This window comes from Microbacterium sp. zg-Y625, from assembly GCF_030246925.1.
Classification (GTDB): Bacteria; Actinomycetota; Actinomycetes; order Actinomycetales; family Microbacteriaceae; genus Microbacterium; species Microbacterium jiangjiandongii.
The window spans coordinates 17,288-38,511 of the sequence record NZ_CP126740.1 but is presented as its reverse complement, the minus strand read 5'-3'; the positions used below and the strand labels follow the sequence as shown (position 1 = coordinate 38,511).

Here is a 21,224-nt window from a genome sequence, read left to right as displayed (position 1 = left end):
GCTCACAGCGGTGCACCCCCTTGGCGAGGCGTGTCCACGGCCGCGGCCCGGATCTTCTCGAGCTGGGCCTGCGATCCCACGGCACGCACGATCCGCGCCTCCCACCCCTGGATGGCCTGCCGCTGCATCCGCACATCGTCGTCGCTCGAGACCCCGATGACGTGCAGATAGAGGATGCGGCGGTCTCGGTCCGCCTCGACGACGAGGGAGCCCGGGATGAGCGAGGCGGTGACCCCGACGTGCGTCATGACGAGGTCGTCGTCGGTACGCAGCGGCACGGCGATGACGGCGGTGCCCGGGTAGCGGGTGGGATTGAGCACCTGCCAGGCCACCAGCAGCGAACCCCGGACGACGGCGACGAAGAACGTGACGACGAAGACCAGACCGTGCCAGAGGTTGATCCGGCCGGAGAGCTCCACGGGCGGAAGCCGGAACACGCGGGTGACGAAGACCGCGACCACCAGGCCGCTCACCAGGCCGAGCACGGTGAACTGGCCCCACAGCAGCATCCACAGCGCGATCAGCCAGACGAAGAACGGCAGCTGCCGCCACAGCTGCGACAGCGGCGAGTGACGCTCGGGGCTCACGGCTGGCCCCCCTCTTCGAGCTGCACCAGGGTGACCGGGTCCATCAGCGACGCGCCGATGCGCGCGCACACGTCGTAGAGCGGACCGGCGAAGACCGACAGGGCGATGGTCAGGGCGACCATGCCGGTGGTCGCCGCCGTCATGATGCGCGGGATGACCCGGCGCTTGGTCTGAGCGGCTGCGGCGGGAGCGGCCCCCAGGTAGGCCAGGCGCGCCTCGTTCTCGGGCTCGCCGTGCTCCTCGTCGTCCTCGCGCCAGAAGGCCAGGTTCCACGCGCGGACGAGGGCGTACAGGGTCAGCAGGCTCGTGACGATGCCGCCGACGATGACGACCATCATGAGCGGGGTGCCGACGGAGGCAGCGGCGTCGAAGAGTGCGAACTTGCCGATGAACCCCGAGAAGGGCGGCAGTCCGCCGAGGTTGATCGCCGGGATGAAGTAGAGCACCGCCAGCAGCGGGGCGGCCCGCATGAGCCCACGCACCTTGAGGATCGACGTGGAGCCGGCGCGGCGCTCCACGAGGCCCACCGCGAGGAAGAGCGTCGTCTGCACGACGATGTGGTGCACCGTGTAGTAGACCGTCGCCCCGATGGCCGCCGGGGTGGCGATGGCCAGGCCGAAGACCATGTAGCCGATATGGCTCACCAGCGTGAACGACAGGATGCGTTTGAGCTCGGCCTGGGCAACGGCGCCGAGCACGCCGACGACCATCGTGGCGAGGGCGACGATCAGCAGCACGGTGTTGACGTCGTTCTCGCGGAAGATCTGCGTCTCGGTGCGGATCATCGCGTAGACGCCGACCTTCGTCAGCAGCCCGGCGAACACGGCGGTGACCGGCGCCGGTGCGGTCGGATACGAGTCGGGCAGCCAGAACGACAGCGGGAAGACGGCCGCCTTGATGCTGAAGGCGACCAGCAGCATCACGTGCAGCACCAGCTGGGTCTCCTGGGGGAGCTCCCCCATCCGCTGCGACAGCTGCGCCATGTTGACGGTGCCGAGGGCCCCGTAGATCGCGGCGATCGCCGAGAGGAAGAGGATCGAGGAGACCAGCGACACGACGATGTAGACCACGCCGGTGCGGATGCGCGATTCCGTGCCGCCGAGCGTGATCAGCACGTACGAGGCGACCAGCAGGATCTCGAAGCCGACGTAGAGGTTGAACAGGTCACCGGCGATGAAGGCGTTGAAGATGCCGGCGGCGAGGATCAGGTAGGAGGGGTGGAAGATCGACACCGGCGTGTCATCGTCACCGTCGGCGGCGCCCTGCCCGACCGAGAACAGCAGCACCGCGAGCAGCACGATGCTCGAGACCATCACCAGGAGCGCGGCGAGCCGGTCGACGTACAGAACGATGCCGAAGGGGATCGGCCACCCGCCCACCGAGACGGCGATCGGCAGGTCGGAGGAGTCGACGGTGACCAGCAGCACGGCGGCGATGATGCACACCAGGCTCAGCGTCAGCACCGAGACGACGACCTGCGTGCGCCGGTGGCGGCCGGCGATCAGCGCGACGGCCGCACCCAGCAGCGGAAGGGTGACGAGCAGGGGAACCAGCGCGCTCATCGGTCGGCTCCGCGGTGGGGTCGGTCGGTGGGGGCGTCGTCGCGCAAGCCGGGGACGTCCTTCGCGTGCAGCACCGTGATCGGTGCGGTCTCGACGCCGACGAAGTCCGTCGTCGCGTCGTCGTCGTCGTCGCTGACCTCGTCGTCCATCGAGTCCTCGTCGACGGCGCTGCGCTCGCGCACGGCGACATCCTCGGCGTCGTCCTCGACGGTGTCGGCCTGGCCGAGCTGCCAGGACCGGTAGATGAGAGCGAGCAGGAACGCCGACACCGCGAACGTGATGACGATGGCCGTCAGGGTGAGCGCCTGCGGCAGCGGGTCGCTCATCTGCTCGGGATCCGCCTCGCCGAAGAACGGAGCCGTGCCGGGCTGCCCCATGACGACCAAGAGGAACAGGTTGGCGGCGTTGCCCAGCAGCAGGAACCCGATGAGCACGCGGGTGAGGCTGCGCTCGAGCATGGCATAGACACCGGCGGCGAAGAGCACCGCCATGATGACGATCAGGGTCAGTGAGACATCCACGAAGCGGTCACCCCCTTGTCACGCAGCTCCTGCGTCTGACGGTCGACCTCGGCCCCCAGGCTCCGCAGCACGTCGAGGACGAGTCCGATCACCACGAGGTACACGCCGACGTCGAAGATGGTCGAGGTGACGAATTCGACGTGTCCGAGCAGGGGAAGCTCGGCCTCCCAGAAGGTGCTCGTCAGCGGCGCCTGGCCGAACAGCAGCGGCACGACGGCGGACAGGACAGCCAGCGCCATGCCGGCGCCCAGCAGACGGCCGGCGTCGGTCGGCGCTGCGGCGCCGAGCTCATAGCGACCGCCCGCGACGTACCGCATGACGAGCCCCATGCCGGCGACGAGGCCGCCCGCGAAGCCACCTCCCGGAAGGTTGTGGCCGGCGAAGAGCAGGTAGATCGACACGAGCATGATCGTGTGGAAGAGGATGCGCACGATCACCTCGAGCATGATCGAGCGGTTCTCGGGCCTGACGCGCTGACCGCCGACCAGCCAGGTGCGGGGGGCCCCGCGGTTGTCGGCGGTCTGCGGACGCGGGCCCTCGTCGGTGTCGACGAGCGGACGCCGCGTGCGCACCGACAGATTCGGCAGCGGTGAGACGGCGCGCGACAGGGTGTCGGCCCGATGCGTGACGAACACGAGGGATGCCACGCCGGTGGCTGCCAGGATGAGCACCGACAGCTCCCCCATCGTGTCCCAGCCACGGAGGTCCACCAGCGCCACGTTCACGACGTTCTTGCCGTGACCCAGCTCGTACGCCAGTTCCGGGAAAGCCGCCGAGACCGGCTCGTGGATGCGGGCGCCGGTCGCGACGACGGCGACCATCGCCATCGTGAGGCCGACCGCCACGGCCAGCACGGCGCGGGCCACCGGCAGCACCGAGGCGTTGTGCTCGCCCAGGCGGGCGGGGATGCGGCGCAGCACCAGCGCGAATGCGACGAGCGTGACCGTCTCGACGAGCACCTGCGTCAGCGCGAGGTCGGGGGCGCCGCTGGTGGCGAAGAGCACGACCATCCCGAGGCCCGTCACCGACACCAGCACCACGCCGGTGTACCGCTTGCGGGCGCGGACCGCGACGATGGCGGCGATGATCATGAGCGGGGCGACGAGCAGCTGCGTCGGCGACTGCCAGGCGTCGAGATTCATCCTCCACTCGGGCGACGCGAGCAGCGCCGTGGCCTCCGCGGCGACGAAGACGACGAAGATCGTCCCGACGTAGAGGGGCAGCGATCCTCGCTGGGTGACCGACACGGTCACGACCGCCAGCCGCGCGATGCCCCGCAGCACCAGGTTGTAGACCCCGGCCGCGGTGAACGGGAGCAGGCGCCGCGGCGCGCCGAGGCGCTTGACCAGCCAGAACAGCGCGGCCCCGCACGCGATCGAGCCCAGCGAAAGCCACAGCGCCGGCTCGAGCCCATGCCAGAGCGCGAGGTGGTAGACGTGATCGGGGGCCGGCACACCAGGGCTGGCCACCGGAGCGGCGTCGGCGTACGTCGCGAGAACACCGTCGACCAGCGGGGCGGCGAAGCCGGCCACGAGCGTGAGTCCGGCGAGCACCACGGGCGCACCGAGGAAGCCGATCGGCGGATCGGGCCATTCCGTTCGCGGCATGGGCTGCCCGGCGGCATCCTTCTTCGTCCAGAACGCCCCCCAGATGAACCGGATGCCATATGCCGCCGTGAGCACGGACCCGAGGACGAGTCCCACGAGACCGACGATCGCCCACACCTGGCCGTCGTCGCCCTCGTTCAGGAACGCGGTGAGGGCGGCCTCCTTGGCCACGAACCCGATGGTGGGGATGACGCCGACCATCGAGGCGATCGCGATGCTCGTGAACACCGCGAGTGTGGGCGCCTGCCGCCCGACGCCGGAGAGCTCCGAGATGTCACGCGTGGACAGCTGGCGGTCGATGACGCCGACCACGAGGAAGAGCGCGGACTTGAAGAGGGCGTGGCTGATGAGCAGGGCCAGCCCCGCCAGCGCGGCGTCGCGCGTGCCGTACCCCAGCACCGCGGTCAGCATGCCGAGCTGGCTCACCGTGCCGAAGGCGAGGACGCGCTTGAGGTCCGATTCCCGCAGGGCCTGCAGCCCGCCGATGAGCATCGTGAGAACGCCGAGCCCCACGACGATCGGCCGCCACGGCGCCGCCAGTGCGAACACCGGCGCGAGGCGGGCGATGAGGTAGATGCCGGCCTTGACCATGGCGGCGGCGTGCAGGTACGCGCTCACCGGCGTGGGCGCGGCCATGGCGCCGGGCAGCCAGAAGTGGAAGGGGAAGATGGCCGACTTGCTCAGCGCTCCGACCAGGATCAGCACGAGCGCGGCGTCGACCACGGAGCCGGTGGGGGCGAGCTCGAGGATGCCGGAGAGGCTCGTCGTGCCGGTGTGCACCACCAGCAGCACCACGCCGATCAGCATGACGAGGCCCCCGAGCGTCGTCACCAGCAGCGCCTGCATCGCGGCGCGACGGCTCGCTCCGCGACGGTGGTAGAAGCCGATGAGCAGGTACGACAGCACGCTCGTGACTTCCCAGAGCATGACCAGCAGAACGATGTCGTCGGTGAGCACGAGGCCGTACATGGCACCGGCGAACGCCAGCAGCACGGCGCAGAACTGGCCCACACCGTCGCGCTTGCCGTCGAAGTACCAGCGGCAGTAGACCATCACGAGCGCGCCGACGCCGGTGACGATCAGCGCCATGACCCAGCCGAGGGTGTCCATGCGCATCGAGATCGCTATGTCGAGCGCCGGGATCCACGAGAACGTTTCGAACGGGATCTCGCCCGACAGCACGGCGGGCGTCCGCGTCAGCGTGTGCACGAACGCGATCACCGGGAGCACGGCCGCAACGTAGAACGCGCGGGCACCGATGCGGCTGACCAGCCACGGCAGCGTGAGCGGAAGGATCGCGAACGCGCCGAGGACTATCAGCATGCGCGGCCTCCTCGGGGGTCGCGGCCAGAGGCACGAACGTTACGGGATCGAAACCCAGTCTACCGGGGTGCGAGGGCCATTCCGTTCGACAGGGTCATAGCCGAGCGATCGGAGCGGTTGTATTCCCTTCGTGGTACACACTGCTGAAGCACACAGACGGCGCTTGGTGACCCTCCAGCATCGCCACGATCGCCTCCCCCGCGGCGCGGCCCTTCTCCACCGCGGGCTGCACCATCGTCGTGAGCTCGAAGGGGGCCAGCCCGTCGACGTCGATGCCGTCGAAACCGGTGACGCTGAGGTCCTCGGGGACACGCAGGCCCAGTTCCTCTGCGGCACGCAGCACGCCGGCGGCGAGAAGGTCGCTCTGCGCGAGCACGGCGGTCGGGCGCCGCTGCGGATCGGCGAGGATCGCGCGGCCCGCAGCCACGCCTTCGTCGATCGAGCTGCCTGCAGCGGCGTACGCCGGGGCGTCGGGATACACCTCGCGCGCGCCCTCCAGGCGGTGACGCGTGACGTCGACGCCGATGTCGTCGTCGGCATGCAGCCATCCCGGGCGGCGGCGGATGTCGGTGGGCAGCGTGAGGAGCGCGACGTCGGTGTGCCCGAGCGAGCGGACGTGACTGGCGAGGGCCCGCTGGGCCTCGCGGTTGTCGAGGATGACCCGTGGCACGTCGGGCCCGGCGTCGCCCTCGACGACGACGACGGGGATGCCGCGGGCACGCAGCGTCTGCAGGGACTCCGCGATGACCGAGGTCCATCCCACCAGCACGGCGGCGTCGATGGGGGCGTTCGTCAGCGAGGCGCCCCCCGTGGTGCCGTCCGCGTCGTGGCGCAGCAGCAGCAGCCCGGCATCCATCGGCGCCACCGCGTCGGCGAGGCCGTCCATCATCGCCCGCACGACGGGGTCGACGAACGCGGCGCCGAGATGGCCCTGGAAGAGCACCCCGACGATGCCGGAGCGACCACGGCGAAGCGACGCGGCGCGCGGGTCGGGGCCGGTGTACCCCAGCTCCGATGCCGCCTGCAGCACGCGCTCGCGCGTGGCATCCGACACCGGGGTCTTGCCGCTGAACACGACCGACGCGGTCGACGGTGACACCCCGGCGGTGCGGGCGACGTCGGCGATCGTTGCGCGGCGTGTGCTCATGACGCCCCCGATCGTAGCCTGCGCAGATGCGAGGCGAATCGATTCGCTACGCTTGCCCGGTGGAAGCCCAGCTCACTCGAACCCAGCTCGTGCGCTGGCGCGCCGCCATCTTCGCCATCTTCACCGCGAGTGGACTGAGCATCGCCACGTGGGCCTCGCGGGTCCCGGCCATCCGCAGCGACCTCGGCATCGAGAACAGCGACATCGGACTCATGCTGCTCGGCATGGGCGTCGCCTCGATCCTGGGCCTCTCCGCATCCGGGGTCATCATCGCCCGCTTCGGCACCCGGCAGGGCATGCTCGGCGCCATGATCGTCTTCGCCATCGGCGTGGCACTGATCGGCGTGGGCACCAATCTCGCCTCGTCCGTGCCGCTCGTCGTGATCGGACTGGCGCTGTTCGGCTTCGGCAACGGCTCGGTCGACGTCATGATGAACGTCGAGGGCGCCGCGATCGAGACCCAGTCGGGCAAGACCCTCCTCCCCCTCTTCCACGCGTTCTTCAGTCTCGGCACCGTCTTCGGTGCGGGCCTGGGCGCCGTCACCGCCGGGCTCGGCGTCGATGTGTTCACGCACACCGTCATCGTCGCGGTGGTCATCCTCATCGTCGCCGTGGTCGCCTACGCGAACGTGCCGCCGCGCGAGGGCGCCGGCGACCCTGCCGCGGACGCCGCAGACGCGGCGGACGCCCCCGGCTGGCGGCAGCGCCTGGCCGTCTCCCTCGCCGCGTGGCGCGAGCCGCGCACGTACGCGCTCGGTGTCGTCATGCTCGGCATGGCGTTCGCCGAGGGCGGCGCCAACGACTGGCTCGCCCTGGGCGTCAGCGAGGACCATTCCGGCGGCCCCGCCCTGGGCGCGGCAGCGCTCATGGTGTTCTCCGTCGCCATGACGGTCGTGCGCGTGCTCGGCGGACCGCTCGTGGACCGCTTCGGACGCGTCGCCACGCTGCGCGTGCTGTCGGGGTTCGCCGCAGCCGGCATTCTGCTCTTCATCCTCGCGCCGAACCTGCCGCTGGTCTTCGTGGGCGCAGCGCTCTGGGGCGTGGGCGCGTCGCTCGGCTTTCCGCTGGGCATGTCGGCCGCCGCCGATGATCCGGCCAAGGCCGCCTCGCGGGTCAGCGCCGCCGCCACCATCGGCTACGTCGCGTTCCTCTGCGGACCGCCGGTGCTCGGCTTCATCAGCGACCACATCGGACTGCTCAACACCCTCTACGTGCTGGTGGTGCTCGTCGTGGCATCCGGCTTCGCCTCGCAGTCCGCCCGACCCCTCGCCGGCGCGAAGGTCGGGGCGGGTCACCACCCGGACCACGGTTAGGCTCGTCGGGTGCGTCTGGTCATCGCCCGCTGCTCCGTCGATTACGCGGGGCGCCTCAACGCCCATCTGCCCACCGCCACGCGCCTGCTCGTCCATAAGGGGGACGGCAGCCTGCTCGTGCACTCCGACGGCGGCTCGTACAAGCCGCTGAACTGGATGAGCCCGCCGTGCACCCTCACCGTCGAGACGCCCGACGTCGCCGGTGAGGAGGAGGAGCAGGTCGTCGAGCAGTGGCGCGTCACCCACGCCAAGTCGGGAGACTCCCTGGTGGTGCGCATCTACGAGGTGCTCCACGACTCGTCGCACGAACTCGGGGTGGATCCGGGCCTGGTCAAGGACGGCGTCGAAGCCGACCTGCAGCGCCTGCTCGCCGAGCAGGTCGGGGTGATCGGCGACGGGCTGACCCTCGTGCGGCGCGAGTTCCCGACCGCCATCGGGCCGGTCGACCTGCTGCTGCGCGACCCCGCCGGCGGCACGATCGCCGTCGAGGTCAAGCGTCGCGGTGACATCGACGGCGTCGAGCAGCTGACCCGCTACCTCGAGCTGCTCGGGCGCGATCCGCATCTCGCGCCCGTGACGGGCGTCTTCGCCGCCCAGGAGATCAAGCCGCAGGCGCGGGTTCTCGCCGCCGACCGTGGCATCCGCTGCGTGACGCTGGACTACGACGAGATGAAGGGCATCGACTCCGGCGCCCCCCGCCTCTTCTGACCCCGCTCCCGCGCCGCTCCCGCGCGGGTTGATTAGGGTGGAAGGATGCCGCTGCGCTCCCCCTTCTCGTGCGTCCTGTGGGACGTCGACGGCACCGTCGTCGACGCGTCCGAAGGCATCCTGCGACGCCTCGCGGTGGCCCTCGAGCACTTCGGGCACCCGGCGCCGACCCACGCCGAGCTCGTGCACTGGATCGGCCCGCCCATGTTCGAGTCGTTCCAGACGAACGTCGGCATGACGCCCGAGCAGTCCACCGAAGCGGTGGCGTTCTACCGCACGCTCGGCAAGGCCGACGGGTACACCACCGGCGCCCGCCTCTACCCCGGCATCGCCGAGCTCATCGCCGACCTCGCCGCGGCCGGCGTGCCGCAGGGCACGGCGAGCTCCAAGCCCGAGATCCAGGTGCGCGCGCTCATGGACCACTTCGAGCTCGCCCCGTTCTTCACCGCCATCACCGGCGCCACCTCCGACGAGCGCACGCTCGCCACCAAGGCCGACATCATCGCGGAGTCGCTCCGGCGCCTCCGTGCCGCGGGCGTCGACACCAGCCGACCGGTGCTCATCGGCGACCGCCACCACGACGTCGACGGCGGAGCCGTGCACGACGTGCCGGTCATCTTCGTGCGCTGGGGGTTCAGCTGGCCCCACGAATCAGAAGGCGCCACCGCCGTGGTCGACTCGGTGGACGAGCTGCGCGCCCTTCTCCTCGTGGCGGACGCGGGATGATTCCCCTCCCGGACACGGTCCTGGCCTGGGTGATCCCGGCGGTGGTCGTGTTCGGGGTGACGGCGGCCGCGGTCGCCGTCGCGGTGTGGTCGGTGCGCCGGGCGCGCCGCTCGCCGCGTGCCCGCGCCCGCGCCGAGGCCGACCGCACTCGGGCGGGGTCGGCTCTGGTGCGCCTCGACGACGCCGTCGGCGAGCTGGACCTCGAAGTCGGCCTCTCCGGTGCGCTCTACGACGGCGAGGCCCCCGCGGCGCTCCGCCGGGCGCGCATGATCGCCCAGCACGTGCGGGACGAGTCGTTCGAGAGCTTCCGTGGACTGGACGACGCCGATCCCGACGAGGTGCGCCGGGTGAGCGCGCGCATCCGCAGCCGCACCGAGGAGGCGCTCGGCGTGGTGGCGGGGGCGCGCGCGGCCCACGACGAGTGGATGCGCGCCCATCGATCGGCCGTGACCCAGGTGGATGCCGCCGGCGCGCGGCTGGAACGGCTGCGCACCGAGCTCGGCGACCCGGGGGCGCTCGTGGCCGACCTCTCCGGACGCTTCGACGAGACGGAATGGCAACAGGCCGCGGTCGCCGCTCGCACGGCATCCACTGCCCTCACCTCGGCGCAGCAGCACCTGGGGGCGGCGCGCAGCCTGGCGGCGGACCCGACGCGCAGCGCCTTTCCCGAGCTCGCCGTCGCGGAACGCGAACTGCGCCGGGCAGCGTCCTCGGCCCGCGCGCTGGAGGAGGCGCACCGGCTCGTGACGGATGCCGCTCTCGCCATGCCCCAGGAGATCGACGCCACCCGCGCCGCGGTGGCACAGGCCATGCGCGTGCGCGACGATCTGGAGCCGGCCGACGCCGAACGCCTGGGTCGCGAGCTTCGCGCCGTCACGGAGGAGCTCGATCGCCTCATCCCCCTCGCTGCGCGGCGTCCCACCGCCACCGTCGAGGCGATCGCGCGGCTGCGGGCACGGCTGGACCTGGCGCTCGGCGACGCACGCACGGCTCAGCAGCGACTCCGGGGCGCCCGCACCGCCCTGCCCGGGACCCTCGCCTCGGCACGCGGCGCCCTCGCACGCGCCGAGCTGGCGGTCGCAGGCGCCGGAGCGGACGCGCGGGTGCGCCTGGACGCCGCACAGCGGGAGCTCGCCGCAGCCCGCCGGTCGGACGACCCCGTCGAAGCACTGGATGCCGCGCGCCGGGCGCAGCGGCATGCCGAGGACGCCCAGGCCCTCGCCGACTACGCGCGCCTGAAGACCCCGCCCGCCGACCCGCTCGCCCGCTGACGCGGGTCGCGCCGAAGGGCGGTGCGGTGTCGGTGCCGCGCACCTAGGGTGGCCCCATGACCGAGGGCAGCCCGTCACGCCGGCATCCGCTGGTGCGCCTCGCGGCCCGCATTCCGGTGACCCTCGTGCTGGTCGGCGTCGTGCTCGCGTGCGGTGTGGTCTCGCGGGGGCTCTGGCATCCGCTGTCCGCCTCACCGCTGTGGGACCAGGTGGCCTACGGTCTTCCCGCGATCGCGGAGGGCCGGTGGTGGACGCCGGTGACAGGCACCTTCTTCAGTGACCCGCCGTGGCTGTACGTCGTGGTGATCTCCGGCTTCGCCGGGGTCGCCTACCTCGAGTACCACCGCGGGTCGCGGGTGGCGCTGGGCTGGTTCACCGCGGGTCAGCTGGTGGGCGTGCTGTGCATGCTGGGGTTCGTCGCCCTCATCTCGCAGCTGTCGTGGCCGTGGGCCGTCGCGATGGCCCACTCGCTCGACGTCGGCCCGTCGGGGGGCACCATGGCGTGCATCGCGGCATCGGCGACCGCGATGAGCTCCCCCTGGCGGGAACGGGTGTGGTTCACGGTGCTCGGCGCCTGCGCCGTGCTGCTGCTGTTCTGGGGGACGCCCGCCGACATCGTGCACGCATTCGCGGTGCTGCTGGTGCTCGCGGTGCAGCGCCCCCTGCCGGCACGGCGCTCGACGATGCGCGAGCGACGCTTACTGGGCTTCCTGGCCGCCCTCGCGATCGCCACCGCGCAGGTGCTCGTCTTCCTCTCCCCCACCAGCGGCCCGTTCGGAAGCAGTGCCGCCGGCTCGGCGCCGCTGGTCAACCTCGTCGTCGATGTGCTGGTGATCGTGCTCATCGCCCGCGGCCTGCGGCGAGGCCGTCGCTGGGCGTGGCTGGTGGCCGTGGTGCTCGCCGCGGTGAACATCGCCTGGGCCGCCGTGGTCGCGGTGGGACTGCAGATTCCGAGTCTCCCGGAGGACCTGTTCGGCGGGGACCCGACCCCCACCCTGGGCGAAGCCGGTCTGTGGGCGATCTTCCTCGGCTACCTCGTCTGGGCCCGGGCGGCCTTCCGGGCCGCCCGGCGCGGAACGATCGGCTCCTCCCCCGCGCCCACCGCCGCCGACGCTGCGGCGCTCCTGAAGGCGCACGGCGGCGGCACCCTGTCGTGGATGACGACCTGGAAGCACATGTCGTACCTGCGCACCGAATCCGGGATCGTGGCCTACCAGCGCCACGCGGGGGTGGCGATCGCACTGTCGGATCCGCTGGGTCCGCCCGAGGGACGCGCGCAGTCCGTGACCGAGTTCATCGCGGCATCCGAGCGCGACGGCCTCGTGCCGTGCCTGTTCAGCGCCGGCGAGCAGACCCGCCGTGCCGTGCCCTCGACGTGGCGGAGCCTCGTCGTCGCCGATGACACGATCGTGGACCTGCCGGGCCTGAACTTCCGCGGCAACACGTGGAAGCCGGTGCGCACCTCGCTCAACCGCGCGGCGCGGGAGGGGATGACCTTTCGCCTCACCCGCCTCGTCGACGAGCCGTGGGGGGTGCAGGCGCAGGTGCGGGTCATCTCCCAGAGCTGGGTCGGTGGCAAGGAACTGCCCGAGATGGGCTTCACGCTCGGCACGCTGGAGGAGGCGCGGGATCCGGAAGTCCGGCTGGCGCTGGCGGTGTCGCCTCAGGGCGACGTCGACGGATTCCTGTCGTGGCTGCCGGTTTACGGCGCCGACGGTCGCGTCGACGGCTGGACACTGGATCTCATGCGGCGCCGCGAACACGGCTTCGTGCCGGTGATGGAGTACCTCATCGGCTCGAGCGCACTGCAGTTCGCCGCCGAGGGCGCTCGGATCATGTCGCTCTCGGGCGCGCCGCTCACCCACCAGTACCCGCCGGATGCCGGCGTCATAGCCGCACTCAGCGAGCGCCTGGCCGAGACGCTCGAGCCGGTCTACGGGTTCCGCTCGCTCCACAGGTTCAAGGAGAAATTCCACCCACGGTCCGAGACGCTCTACCTGCTGTTCCGCGAGGGGAGCGATCTGCCGCGCATCGGCGCAGGACTCGTCCGGGCGTTCCTCCCGGACGCGTCACTGCGACAGTTCGCCGACGCGGGCTTGGAACTGGTGCGCCGCGACGGCGGATGAGGCCTCAGATGGGGCGGATGTTCTCCGCCTGCAGGCCCTTGGGGCCCTGTGCGACCTCGAACTCGACGCGCTGGTTCTCTTCGAGAGACCGGTAGCCGCTCGCCTCGATCGCGGTGTAATGAGCGAAGACGTCGGCACCGCCCTCATCGGGAGCGATGAAGCCGAAGCCCTTTTCGGAGTTGAACCACTTGACGGTGCCCTGCGTAGCCATGAATTGCCTTCGTGCTGAGGATGCCGGAGCGGTCGCCCCGACGATCCATACGCTAACGAACGGGACTCGCCGCGTCAGCCCCCGGTTTTTCGATGTGACGAAACCGTTGCACGCGCCTGTCAAGCGGGCGGGCGGGCCGATCTGGCGCCGGTAGCGTTGCGGGATGCCGCACGTGGAGCTTCGACCCCTGCAAGACGACGACCTCGACGCGATGTACGAGATGCTCATCCGCGAACCCGCCGTTGCCGCCGCTGCGCCGGGAGTCACAGTGGAGGACCCCCTGGATCGGTCGGTGTTCGATGCCTCGATCGCCGCGGAGCGCGCCTCGGACGACATCGAATCCTTCGCCGTCACCGAGAACGGCACCTTCGTGGGCACCGCCGGCACCTTCACCTTCGAGGACGAGCGCGAGGTGGTCTTCTGGATCGCGCAGGCCGCGCGGGGAAGGGGGCTGGCGACGGAGGCACTGCGGATGCTGGTCTCCCGTGAGCCGATCCGGCCGCTGTACGCGCGGGTCGCGGCCGACAACACCGCCGCCATCGCCGTGCTCGAGCACATCGGCTTCGCGGAGGTGTCCCGGGAGGCCGCGGCTCCCGCAGCCCGCGGTTCGGGTGAGCTCCTCTACGCCCTGGTCCCCGTGCTCGACGGCATCTGAACCCGCTGCCGCCGGGGAAAGAAGAAGGGCCTCCGATCCGGAGGCCCTTCTTCGTGCTGTGCGCGAGGGGGGACTTGAACCCCCACGCCCTTGCGGGCACTGGCACCTGAAGCCAGCGCGTCTACCTATTCCGCCACTCGCGCGAGCCGCGCATGCACGGACTCAACTTCCCGAGAATATCACGACTCCGAGGGTGCCTCTTGCGCGTGCACACCCGTGGAGCACGGCCGGGATGCCGCCGAAGGCCCCGATTCCTGGGCTTCCCCACCCGAAATCACGTTCTCCCAGCCGGTGCAACTAGCATGAAGCGACCGGTCTGCCTGCCTGAGGAGTCGCGTGGGACTACTTGACAGCTTCGAGAAGGGGCTCGAACGTGCCGTCAACGGCGCGTTCGCGAAGACCTTCCGCAGCGGCGTACAGCCCGTCGAGATCGCTTCGGCGCTGCGCGCCGAGCTCGACGGGAAGGCCGTCGTCGTCAGTCGCGAGCGCATTCTGGCGCCCAACACGTTCACCGTGCGCCTGGCTCCCAGCGACGAGGAGCGCATGCGCTCGCTCGGCGCCACCCTGGGCGAAGAACTCGACACCCTGGTCGCCCAGCACGCCCGAGCGCAGGGCTACTCATTCGCGGGACCGGTGTCGATCACCGTCGCTCCCGACGACCAGCTCACGACCGGCACGCTGCGCGTCGACTCCCAGACCGCGCAGGGAAGCGTCGCGTGGCGGGGTGTCATCGACATCAACGGCACCCGGCACCCTCTCGTGAAGGGCCGCACAGTGATCGGCCGCGGCAGCGACGCCGACATCACCATCCCCGACGCCGGCACCAGCCGCAAGCACGTGGAGATCCTCTGGGACGGCGAGCGCGCCATGGTGCGGGACCTCGGCTCCACCAACGGCACCAAGCTCGACGGTCGCCGCGTGACCGAGGCGCCGCTGCCTCCCGACTCGACCGTGACCATCGGCCGCACCGACATCGTCTTCCGGGTGATCGCCCAGGCCCAGCCGCCGCGGCCCGCCCGCCCGACCGACGCCACCCGCGCCTACGACGTGCGAAGGGGTGCCGGTGAGTGAGCTGACCCTGCTGCTGCTGCGCATCGGATTCCTCCTGCTGCTGTGGGCGTTCGTGTTCGCGGTCATCTACTCGCTGCGCGCGGACCTCTTCGGCGTGAAGGTGCGCAAGCTCCCCGAACCCGCGGCGGCCGCTGCCGCCCCCGGCGCCACGAACCCGGTGGCCGGCAGGCCCGCAGCCCCGGCGAGCAGCAAGCCGGTCGCGCCCTCCCCCAAGGCGGGCGGCCCCGCCACCACCGGCACCGTCACGCGCATCGTCGTCACGAGCGGCCCGAAGGCGGGACTCGAGCTGCCGCTGGGCAACGAGCCCCTCACGATCGGACGTTCCAGCGAGTCGGGCCTCGTGATCCGCGACGACTACACCTCCAGCCACCACGCACGGCTCGTGCTGTGGGGCGACCAGTGGATGATCCAGGACCTCGATTCCACCAACGGCACGTGGCACGACGGGCAGCGCGTCGCCGCCCCCGTCGCGATCAAGGTCGGCGCCCCCATCAAGGTGGGCGCGACGACCTTCGAGCTGCGGAAGTAGCGGAACCTCGGCGCATGGTCTTCCAGGGTTCGAGCGTGGCGATATCGCACACCGGCAAGGTGCGCTCCAACAACCAGGACTCCGGTTACGCCGGATCGAACCTGTTCGCCGTCGCCGACGGCATGGGCGGTCACGCCGGCGGCGACGTCGCCTCGAGCATCGCCATCAACCGCCTCGCCGCCCTCGACCACACGTACGACACCCCGTCGGATGCCGAACGGGCGCTGCGCGACGCGATCGCCGACACCGCCTCGCGACTGATCGAGACCGTCAAGGCACAGCCAGAGCTTGCGGGCATGGGCACCACGGTCAGCGCACTGATCATGGTCGACGACTATGCGGTGCTCGCGCACATCGGCGACTCGCGCGTGTACCTCTTCCGTGAGGGCACGCTGACCCAGATCACGACCGACCACACCTTCGTGCAGCGACTGGTCGACTCCGGGCGCATCACTCCGGAGGAGGCGCGGTACCACCCCCGTCGCTCCGTGCTGATGCGGGTGCTGGGCGACACCGACGCCGACCCCGAACTCGACACGTTCATCATGCCCACCCAGCCCGGCGACCGGTGGCTGCTGTGCTCCGACGGCCTTTCCGGCGTGGTCGACGACCCCCAGACCGCCAAGGCGCTCGGCCAGGGCCTTCCTCCTGGCCGCACCGCCGACACGCTCCTGCGCCAGGCGCTCGACGGCGGGGCCCCCGACAACGTCACGATCGTGCTGGTCGACGTGGGCGGGCAGCATCCGGTCTTCATCGGCACCCCCACCGTCGTCGGCTCAGCCTCGAACCCCACCGGCGTCGAGGTGCCCGCCGCCCGTCCCGCCCGTTCGGGCTGGCTGCACGCGGCTCGGCAGGCCGCCAACGAGCCCACCCATTTCGAGCCGGCCGCCGAGTTCCTCGAAGAGCTGATCGAAGAGGACCGCCGCCGCGCCAAGAGCCGTCGCATCTGGTGGGTCGTCTCCCTCGTGGGCGTGCTGCTCGCGCTGGCGGCCGGTCTGTTCGGTGCGTACTCATGGACGCAGACCAGATACTTCGTGGGCGCTGACGCCGACACCGTGGTCGTGTACCGCGGCATCCAGCAGAACATCGGTCCGATCTCGCTGTCCACGCCGTATGCCGACACCGGCATCGACCTCGACGACCTGCCGGCCTTCGTGCGCGACAGCGTCGAGCAGACGATCTCGGCGGGATCGCTGACCGACGCGCAGCGCATCGTCGCCCAGCTCCGCGAGACGTCGGAGGCCACGCCATGACCGCCTCCCCCGACGTCAAGACCGACACCACCGTCGTGAAGGCCCTCCGCAAGCTCCGGATGCCGCAGACCCAGCGCAACCGCGAGCTGTGGCTGCTGCTCTTCGCCTTCGCCCTCAACGCCGCCGCGGTCGCGCTGGTGCAGCTGGGGGCGAACGGGGCGATCGATCCCACCTTCCTCATCTACTGCGGCGGCCTCACCGCCCTGGCGCTGGCCCTGCACATCGTGCTGCGTCTTGTCGCCCCCGCCGCGGATCCGTTCGTCGTCCCCATCGCCACGGTGCTCACCGGCCTCGGCATCGCGATGATCTACCGCATCGACCTGCATTACGACACCCACGGCTGGGCCGCCACCTCGACCCGCCAGCTGGCGTGGGCGGCGATCGCCATCGCCGCCGCGATCGCGATCGTGGTGGCACTGCGCAATTACCGCGTGCTGTTCCGCTACACCTATGTGTTCGGCTTCGTCGGCATCCTGCTGATGCTGCTGCCGATCGTGCCGGGTCTGGGCGCCGACGCCAACGCCGACGTGTGGGTGGACCTCGGCATCTTCTCCTTCCAGCCGGGCGAGCTGGCCAAGATCTCCCTGGCGATCTTCTTCGCCGGCTACCTCGTGCGCACCCGTGAGTCGCTGACCTCGGTCGGCACGCGCTTCCTCGGCATGACCTGGCCGCGCGCCCGCGAGCTCGGGCCGCTGCTGGTGATCTGGCTCGCGTCACTCGGCATCATCGTGCTGCAGCGCGACCTCGGCACGGGACTGCTCATCTTCGGCATGTTCGTCGCGATGCTCTATGTCGCCACGGGCAAGACCAGCTGGGTGGTCATCGGCCTGGTCCTGGCTGCGGGCGGCGCATTCCTCGCCTCGCGCGTGCTCCCGTACGTCCGCGGTCGATTCGAGAACTGGCTGAACGCCTTCGACCCGGAGCTGTACGAAGCCGGCGCCGGCACCTACCAGCTGGCCAACGGCATCTTCGGGCTCGCACAGGGCGGGCTGCTGGGCACCGGGCTCGGGCAGGGACGTCCGTGGCTGACCCCGCTCTCGCAGAGCGACTACATCTTCCCCAGCCTCGGTGAGGAACTCGGGCTGATCGGCGTCTTCGCCATCCTGTGCCTGTACATGGTCTTCACCAGTCGTGGCATCCGCATCGGACTGGCCGGACAGGACGATTTCGGCAAGCTGCTGGCGACCGGCCTGTCGTTCACGCTGGCCCTGCAGGTGTTCATCATGGTCGGCGGCGTCACGCGCATCATCCCGCTCACCGGCCTGACGACGCCCTTCCTCGCGGCCGGCGGGTCGTCACTCGTGGCGAACTGGATCATCGTGGCCCTGCTGCTGCGCATCTCGGATGCCGTGCGCAGCCGTCCCCGGGTGGTGATCGGATGACCAAAGAGCTGCGCAGACTGTCGATGCTCGTGCTGGCGATGTTCCTCGCGCTGTTCGCGTCCACCAGTGTCATCCAGGTGGTGCAGGCCGACTCCCTCGGCGACAACCCGCTCAACCGGCGCGCCCTGTACGACACGTTCGCGGTGCAGCGGGGATCGATCATCGCCAGCGGCGCCGCGATCGCCACGTCCGTGCCCACCGACGATCTCTACGCCTGGCAGCGGGTCTATACCGACCCCGACATGTGGGCCCCGGTCACCGGGTGGATCAACCCGGTGCTGGGCACGGCGACCGGCATCGAGCGCGCGATGAACCAGGAACTCAGCGGCACCGCGGACTCCCAGTTCCTCTCCCGCATCGAGCAGATCATCACCGGGCAGCAGCCGCGCGGATCGAATGTCGTCCTCACTCTGGATGCCGCGGTGCAGCGTGCCGCCTACGACGCCCTCGGCGACCTGCAGGGCGCCGTCGTCGCCATCGAGCCCGACACCGGCCGCATCCTCGCGATGGTCTCGAGCCCCAGCTACGACACCAACCTGCTGGCCTCGCACGACACCGCCGCGGCCGAAGCCGCCTACGTCGCGCTCGAGGACGACCCCCTGCAGCCGCTGGACAACCGGGCCATCGCCGGGCGGATGAACCCGCCGGGGTCGACGTTCAAGCTCGTCGTGGCATCCGCCGCCCTCTCCACCGGCGAGTGGACCGCGCAGTCGACGCTCCCCAACCCCGCCACCTATACGCTGCCGCAGTCCTCGAGCATCGTGCGCAACGCCGGCGGCGGCACCTGCGGCGAGGGTGAGACGGTGACGATCGCCGACGCACTGCGGCTCAGCTGCAACATCCCCTTCGCCGAGCTCGCCGTGGAGCTGGGAGATGACGTCATCCGCGACGAGGCGGAGAAGTACGGCTTCGGGACCGCGTTCTCGCTGCCGCTGGGCGCGGCGGCTTCGGTCTACCCGCCCGCGCTGGACGACGCCGAGACAGCCCTGTCGGGCTTCGGCCAGGGGGACGTGCGCGCCACTCCCCTGCAGATGGCCATGGTCTCCGCCGGCATCGCCAATCAAGGAGTGGTCATGAATCCCCGCATGGTCGATGCGATCATCGCCGCCGACTTCACCGAGCAGCAGCGCTTCGACGACACCGAGCACGGTCGTGCACTCTCCGAGGAGCTCGCCGCGTCGATGACCACCATGATGGTGGCCGATGTCCAATCAGGGGTCGCGAGCGGTGCAACAATAGACGGCGTAGACGTCGCCGGGAAGACCGGCACCGCGGAAAACGGAGTGGACGATCCCTACACGCTGTGGTTCACCGGATTCGCCCCGGCCGACGACCCTGAGGTCGCCGTGGCCGTCGTGATCGAGAACGGCGGCGGGCTCGGCCAGTCAGGCAGCAGCAACAGGATCGCGGCTCCGATCGCGGCAAAGGTCATGGAGGCGGTGCTGAGCAGATGAGACCGACGCAGGGAGTGACCTTCGGCGGCCGATACGAGCTGGACTCGCGGATCGCGATCGGCGGCATGGGCGAGGTGTGGGAGGCCACCGACCACGTCATCGGCCGCACCGTCGCGATCAAGATCCTCAAAGACGAGTACATGGGCGACCCCGGCTTCCTCGAGCGCTTCCGCGCCGAGGCCCGGCACGCGGCCCTCGTCAACCACGAGGGCATCGCGAGCGTGTTCGACTACGGCGAGGAGAACGGCAGCGCCTTCCTCGTCATGGAGCTCGTTCCGGGCGAAGCCCTCTCGACCATCCTCGAGCGCGAGGGGTCGTTGCCCGTCGACAAGACGCTCGACATCGTCGCGCAGACCTCGATGGCCCTGCAGGCGGCGCACGCCGCTGGTCTCGTGCACCGCGACATCAAGCCCGGAAACCTGCTGATCACCCCGGACGGCCGGGTGAAGATCACCGACTTCGGCATCGCCCGCATCGCCGACCAGGTGCCGCTGACCGCCACCGGCCAGGTGATGGGAACGGTGCAGTACCTCTCCCCCGAGCAGGCCTCGGGACACCCGGCATCGCCCGCGACCGACGTCTACTCGCTCGGCATCGTGGCGTACGAGTGCCTCACGGGCAAGCGCCCCTTCACGGGCGAGTCGCAGGTCGCGATCGCCATGGCCCAGATCAACGAGCAGCCTCCGCCGCTGCCGTCGACGGTGCCCGCTCCCGTGCAGAACCTCGTCATGGCGATGATCGCCAAGAAGCCCGACGACCGGCCCGCGACCGCGTCGGCCGTCGCGCGTGCCGCCTCGGCGCTCCGCCGGGGCGACGTGGCCGCGGCCGCGGCGGCCGTGCCCGCCATCGCCGGGGGCGCCGGTGCCGTCGACGAGGTGACGCAGCTGCTGACGCCCGGACTGTCGACGCAGGATGCCACCCGCATCCTGCCCGCCACGACGACGATGGGCGCCGGCGCCGACGCGGCATTCGCCGCCGACGGCGAGGGCGAGGACAAGCCCAAGCGCAAGCGCAGCCCGTGGACGTGGCCCCTCATCGCCCTCATCGTGCTGCTGCTGCTCGTGCTCGGTGGCACGGTGTGGGCGCTGCTGTCCAACGGCGAGCCCGAGGAGCAGGCTCCGAGCACCTCCGCCAGCGTGCCGCCCTCACGCGCACCGTCGCCGTCGGCGTCCGCCACGCCCGACGACACCGTGAACGTCGACGCCTCGACGCTCGAGGGCCAGAGCTGCGACGACGCGTCCGCAGCGCTGGGCGCACTGGGCCTCGGCGCCACCTGCGTCGAGGGCGACGCCGCTCCCGACGAGGGCAGCCAGGGCATCGTCTACCGCGTCAACCCGACAGGGAACCTCCCCGCCGGCACCGTGGTGGAGCTCACCGTCTACGGCCCGCAGGTGGCCCTGAGCGCGCCCGCCGCCCCGTCGCTGCCCGCGACGGTCGAACCCGACGCCACCGTGCAGGTCACCTGGCCGGGATACACCTGCCCCTCGGGTCAGGGCAGCGTCAGCGCCTACACCCTCAGCGCCGTCAACGGCGTCTTCGCGGCCAACGGCCAGTCCACCGCGGACTTCGGTGGCGGGGAGCGCGCCGGCCAGCTGCGCGTGGTGGGCGACGCCGGCCAGTCCGTGATCGTGACCTACACGGTGACCTGCAGCGGCGGCAGCGCCGGACAGCGCACCACAGGCACCTCCGGCGAGGCCGTCGCCCAGATCGAGGCCCCCGCCGCACCCACACCCGAGCCGTCCACCGACAGCGACGGCGAGAGCGACACCCAGCCCTGA

General features: G+C 70.9%; 18 protein-coding genes and 1 tRNA gene. 12 read left to right on the top strand and 7 right to left on the bottom strand.

The features are described from left to right. Window positions 1-2: 2 nt before the first annotated feature. The 5 genes from QNO14_RS00190 to QNO14_RS00170 all read right to left on the bottom strand — a co-directional run bounded on the left by QNO14_RS00190 (window position 3) and on the right by QNO14_RS00170 (window position 6,747). Window positions 3-587: a Na+/H+ antiporter subunit E gene (locus QNO14_RS00190; RefSeq protein ID WP_257495245.1), complete on the bottom strand. Its 585-nt coding sequence runs from the start codon at window positions 585-587 to the stop codon at window positions 3-5. Next, complete coding sequence (locus QNO14_RS00185; RefSeq protein WP_257495244.1) at window positions 584-2,149, bottom strand: Na+/H+ antiporter subunit D; 1,566 nt, start codon at window positions 2,147-2,149, stop codon at window positions 584-586. The genes QNO14_RS00190 and QNO14_RS00185 overlap by 4 nt, the downstream gene beginning before the upstream one ends. Next, the gene (locus tag QNO14_RS00180) at window positions 2,146-2,670 is read right to left on the bottom strand and encodes a Na(+)/H(+) antiporter subunit C (RefSeq protein ID WP_257495243.1); all 525 of its coding nucleotides are present in this window, start codon (window positions 2,668-2,670) and stop codon (window positions 2,146-2,148) included. The genes QNO14_RS00185 and QNO14_RS00180 overlap by 4 nt, the downstream gene beginning before the upstream one ends. Beyond that, a complete protein-coding gene (locus QNO14_RS00175; protein WP_257507001.1) occupies window positions 2,655-5,600 on the bottom strand; it encodes a Na+/H+ antiporter subunit A in 2,946 nt (981 codons plus the stop codon). Before QNO14_RS00175 ends, QNO14_RS00180 begins: the two co-directional genes overlap by 16 nt. 94 nt (window positions 5,601-5,694) lie before the next feature. Beyond that, a complete protein-coding gene (locus QNO14_RS00170; protein ID WP_257495241.1) occupies window positions 5,695-6,747 on the bottom strand; it encodes a LacI family DNA-binding transcriptional regulator in 1,053 nt (350 codons plus the stop codon). Between the two features lie 59 nt (window positions 6,748-6,806). On the opposite strand from QNO14_RS00170, the gene QNO14_RS00165 reads away from it, so the two are divergent. Genes QNO14_RS00165 through QNO14_RS00145 form a run of 5 tightly spaced genes read left to right on the top strand, consistent with a single transcriptional unit; the run spans window position 6,807 to window position 12,891 of the window. Next, window positions 6,807-8,060: an MFS transporter gene (locus QNO14_RS00165; protein WP_257495240.1), complete on the top strand. Its 1,254-nt coding sequence runs from the start codon at window positions 6,807-6,809 to the stop codon at window positions 8,058-8,060. 9 nt (window positions 8,061-8,069) lie between these two features. Beyond that, complete coding sequence (gene nucS / locus QNO14_RS00160) at window positions 8,070-8,768, top strand: endonuclease NucS (RefSeq protein WP_257507002.1); 699 nt, start codon at window positions 8,070-8,072, stop codon at window positions 8,766-8,768. Between the two features lie 45 nt (window positions 8,769-8,813). Next, window positions 8,814-9,494, top strand: a complete 681-nt coding sequence (locus tag QNO14_RS00155; protein ID WP_257495238.1) for an HAD hydrolase-like protein — start codon at window positions 8,814-8,816, stop codon at window positions 9,492-9,494. Further along, a complete protein-coding gene (locus QNO14_RS00150; protein WP_257507003.1) occupies window positions 9,491-10,765 on the top strand; it encodes a hypothetical protein in 1,275 nt (424 codons plus the stop codon). Before QNO14_RS00155 ends, QNO14_RS00150 begins: the two co-directional genes overlap by 4 nt. A 56-nt stretch (window positions 10,766-10,821) precedes the next feature. Continuing rightward, window positions 10,822-12,891: a bifunctional lysylphosphatidylglycerol flippase/synthetase MprF gene (locus QNO14_RS00145; RefSeq protein ID WP_257507004.1), complete on the top strand. Its 2,070-nt coding sequence runs from the start codon at window positions 10,822-10,824 to the stop codon at window positions 12,889-12,891. Between the two features lie 4 nt (window positions 12,892-12,895). Here QNO14_RS00145 and QNO14_RS00140 read toward each other — a convergent pair whose 3' ends face one another. Then, entirely contained in the window at window positions 12,896-13,102 is a 207-nt protein-coding gene (locus QNO14_RS00140; RefSeq protein ID WP_257495235.1) for a cold-shock protein, read from the bottom strand. A gap of 163 nt (window positions 13,103-13,265) precedes the next feature. On the opposite strand from QNO14_RS00140, the gene QNO14_RS00135 reads away from it, so the two are divergent. Beyond that, complete coding sequence (locus QNO14_RS00135) at window positions 13,266-13,757, top strand: GNAT family N-acetyltransferase (RefSeq protein ID WP_257507005.1); 492 nt, start codon at window positions 13,266-13,268, stop codon at window positions 13,755-13,757. 59 nt (window positions 13,758-13,816) lie between these two features. Here QNO14_RS00135 and QNO14_RS00130 read toward each other — a convergent pair. Further along, a tRNA-Leu gene (locus tag QNO14_RS00130) sits at window positions 13,817-13,900 on the bottom strand. 193 nt (window positions 13,901-14,093) lie between these two features. Here QNO14_RS00130 and QNO14_RS00125 point away from each other — a divergent pair. The 6 genes from QNO14_RS00125 to QNO14_RS00100 are packed head-to-tail and all read left to right on the top strand — an operon-like array spanning window position 14,094 to window position 21,224. Further along, complete coding sequence (locus tag QNO14_RS00125; protein WP_257507006.1) at window positions 14,094-14,828, top strand: FHA domain-containing protein; 735 nt, start codon at window positions 14,094-14,096, stop codon at window positions 14,826-14,828. Beyond that, window positions 14,821-15,357 (top strand): FHA domain-containing protein FhaB/FipA, encoded by a 537-nt coding sequence (locus QNO14_RS00120; protein WP_257495232.1) that lies wholly within the window; start codon window positions 14,821-14,823, stop codon window positions 15,355-15,357. Before QNO14_RS00125 ends, QNO14_RS00120 begins: the two co-directional genes overlap by 8 nt. A 14-nt stretch (window positions 15,358-15,371) precedes the next feature. Further along, window positions 15,372-16,610, top strand: coding sequence for a PP2C family protein-serine/threonine phosphatase (locus QNO14_RS00115; protein WP_257507007.1), 1,239 nt, complete (start codon window positions 15,372-15,374; stop codon window positions 16,608-16,610). Next, window positions 16,607-17,992 (top strand): FtsW/RodA/SpoVE family cell cycle protein, encoded by a 1,386-nt coding sequence (locus tag QNO14_RS00110; RefSeq protein ID WP_257495230.1) that lies wholly within the window; start codon window positions 16,607-16,609, stop codon window positions 17,990-17,992. Before QNO14_RS00115 ends, QNO14_RS00110 begins: the two co-directional genes overlap by 4 nt. Next, the gene (locus QNO14_RS00105; protein WP_257495229.1) at window positions 17,989-19,446 is read left to right on the top strand and encodes a peptidoglycan D,D-transpeptidase FtsI family protein; all 1,458 of its coding nucleotides are present in this window, start codon (window positions 17,989-17,991) and stop codon (window positions 19,444-19,446) included. Before QNO14_RS00110 ends, QNO14_RS00105 begins: the two co-directional genes overlap by 4 nt. Next, on the top strand, window positions 19,443-21,224 hold the full coding sequence (locus tag QNO14_RS00100; RefSeq protein WP_257507008.1) for a serine/threonine-protein kinase: 1,782 nt from the start codon (window positions 19,443-19,445) through the stop codon (window positions 21,222-21,224). The genes QNO14_RS00105 and QNO14_RS00100 overlap by 4 nt, the downstream gene beginning before the upstream one ends.

Bases quoted from the DNA above. Each gene is read 5' to 3' on its own strand.
- QNO14_RS00185 (WP_257495244.1), bottom strand. From the start codon at position 2,149: ATGAGCGCGCTGGTTCCCCTGCTCGTCACCCTTCCGCTGCTGGGTGCG.
- QNO14_RS00175 (WP_257507001.1), bottom strand. From the start codon at position 5,600: ATGCTGATAGTCCTCGGCGCGTTCGCGATCCTTCCGCTCACGCTGCCG.
- QNO14_RS00170 (WP_257495241.1), bottom strand. From the start codon at position 6,747: ATGAGCACACGCCGCGCAACGATCGCCGACGTCGCCCGCACCGCCGGG.
- QNO14_RS00155 (WP_257495238.1), top strand. From the start codon at position 8,814: ATGCCGCTGCGCTCCCCCTTCTCGTGCGTCCTGTGGGACGTCGACGGC.
- QNO14_RS00150 (WP_257507003.1), top strand. From the start codon at position 9,491: ATGATTCCCCTCCCGGACACGGTCCTGGCCTGGGTGATCCCGGCGGTG.
- QNO14_RS00145 (WP_257507004.1), top strand. From the start codon at position 10,822: ATGACCGAGGGCAGCCCGTCACGCCGGCATCCGCTGGTGCGCCTCGCG.
- QNO14_RS00140 (WP_257495235.1), bottom strand. From the start codon at position 13,102: ATGGCTACGCAGGGCACCGTCAAGTGGTTCAACTCCGAAAAGGGCTTC.
- QNO14_RS00135 (WP_257507005.1), top strand. From the start codon at position 13,266: ATGCCGCACGTGGAGCTTCGACCCCTGCAAGACGACGACCTCGACGCG.
- QNO14_RS00115 (WP_257507007.1), top strand. From the start codon at position 15,372: ATGGTCTTCCAGGGTTCGAGCGTGGCGATATCGCACACCGGCAAGGTG.
- QNO14_RS00110 (WP_257495230.1), top strand. From the start codon at position 16,607: ATGACCGCCTCCCCCGACGTCAAGACCGACACCACCGTCGTGAAGGCC.
- QNO14_RS00105 (WP_257495229.1), top strand. From the start codon at position 17,989: ATGACCAAAGAGCTGCGCAGACTGTCGATGCTCGTGCTGGCGATGTTC.
- QNO14_RS00100 (WP_257507008.1), top strand. From the start codon at position 19,443: ATGAGACCGACGCAGGGAGTGACCTTCGGCGGCCGATACGAGCTGGAC.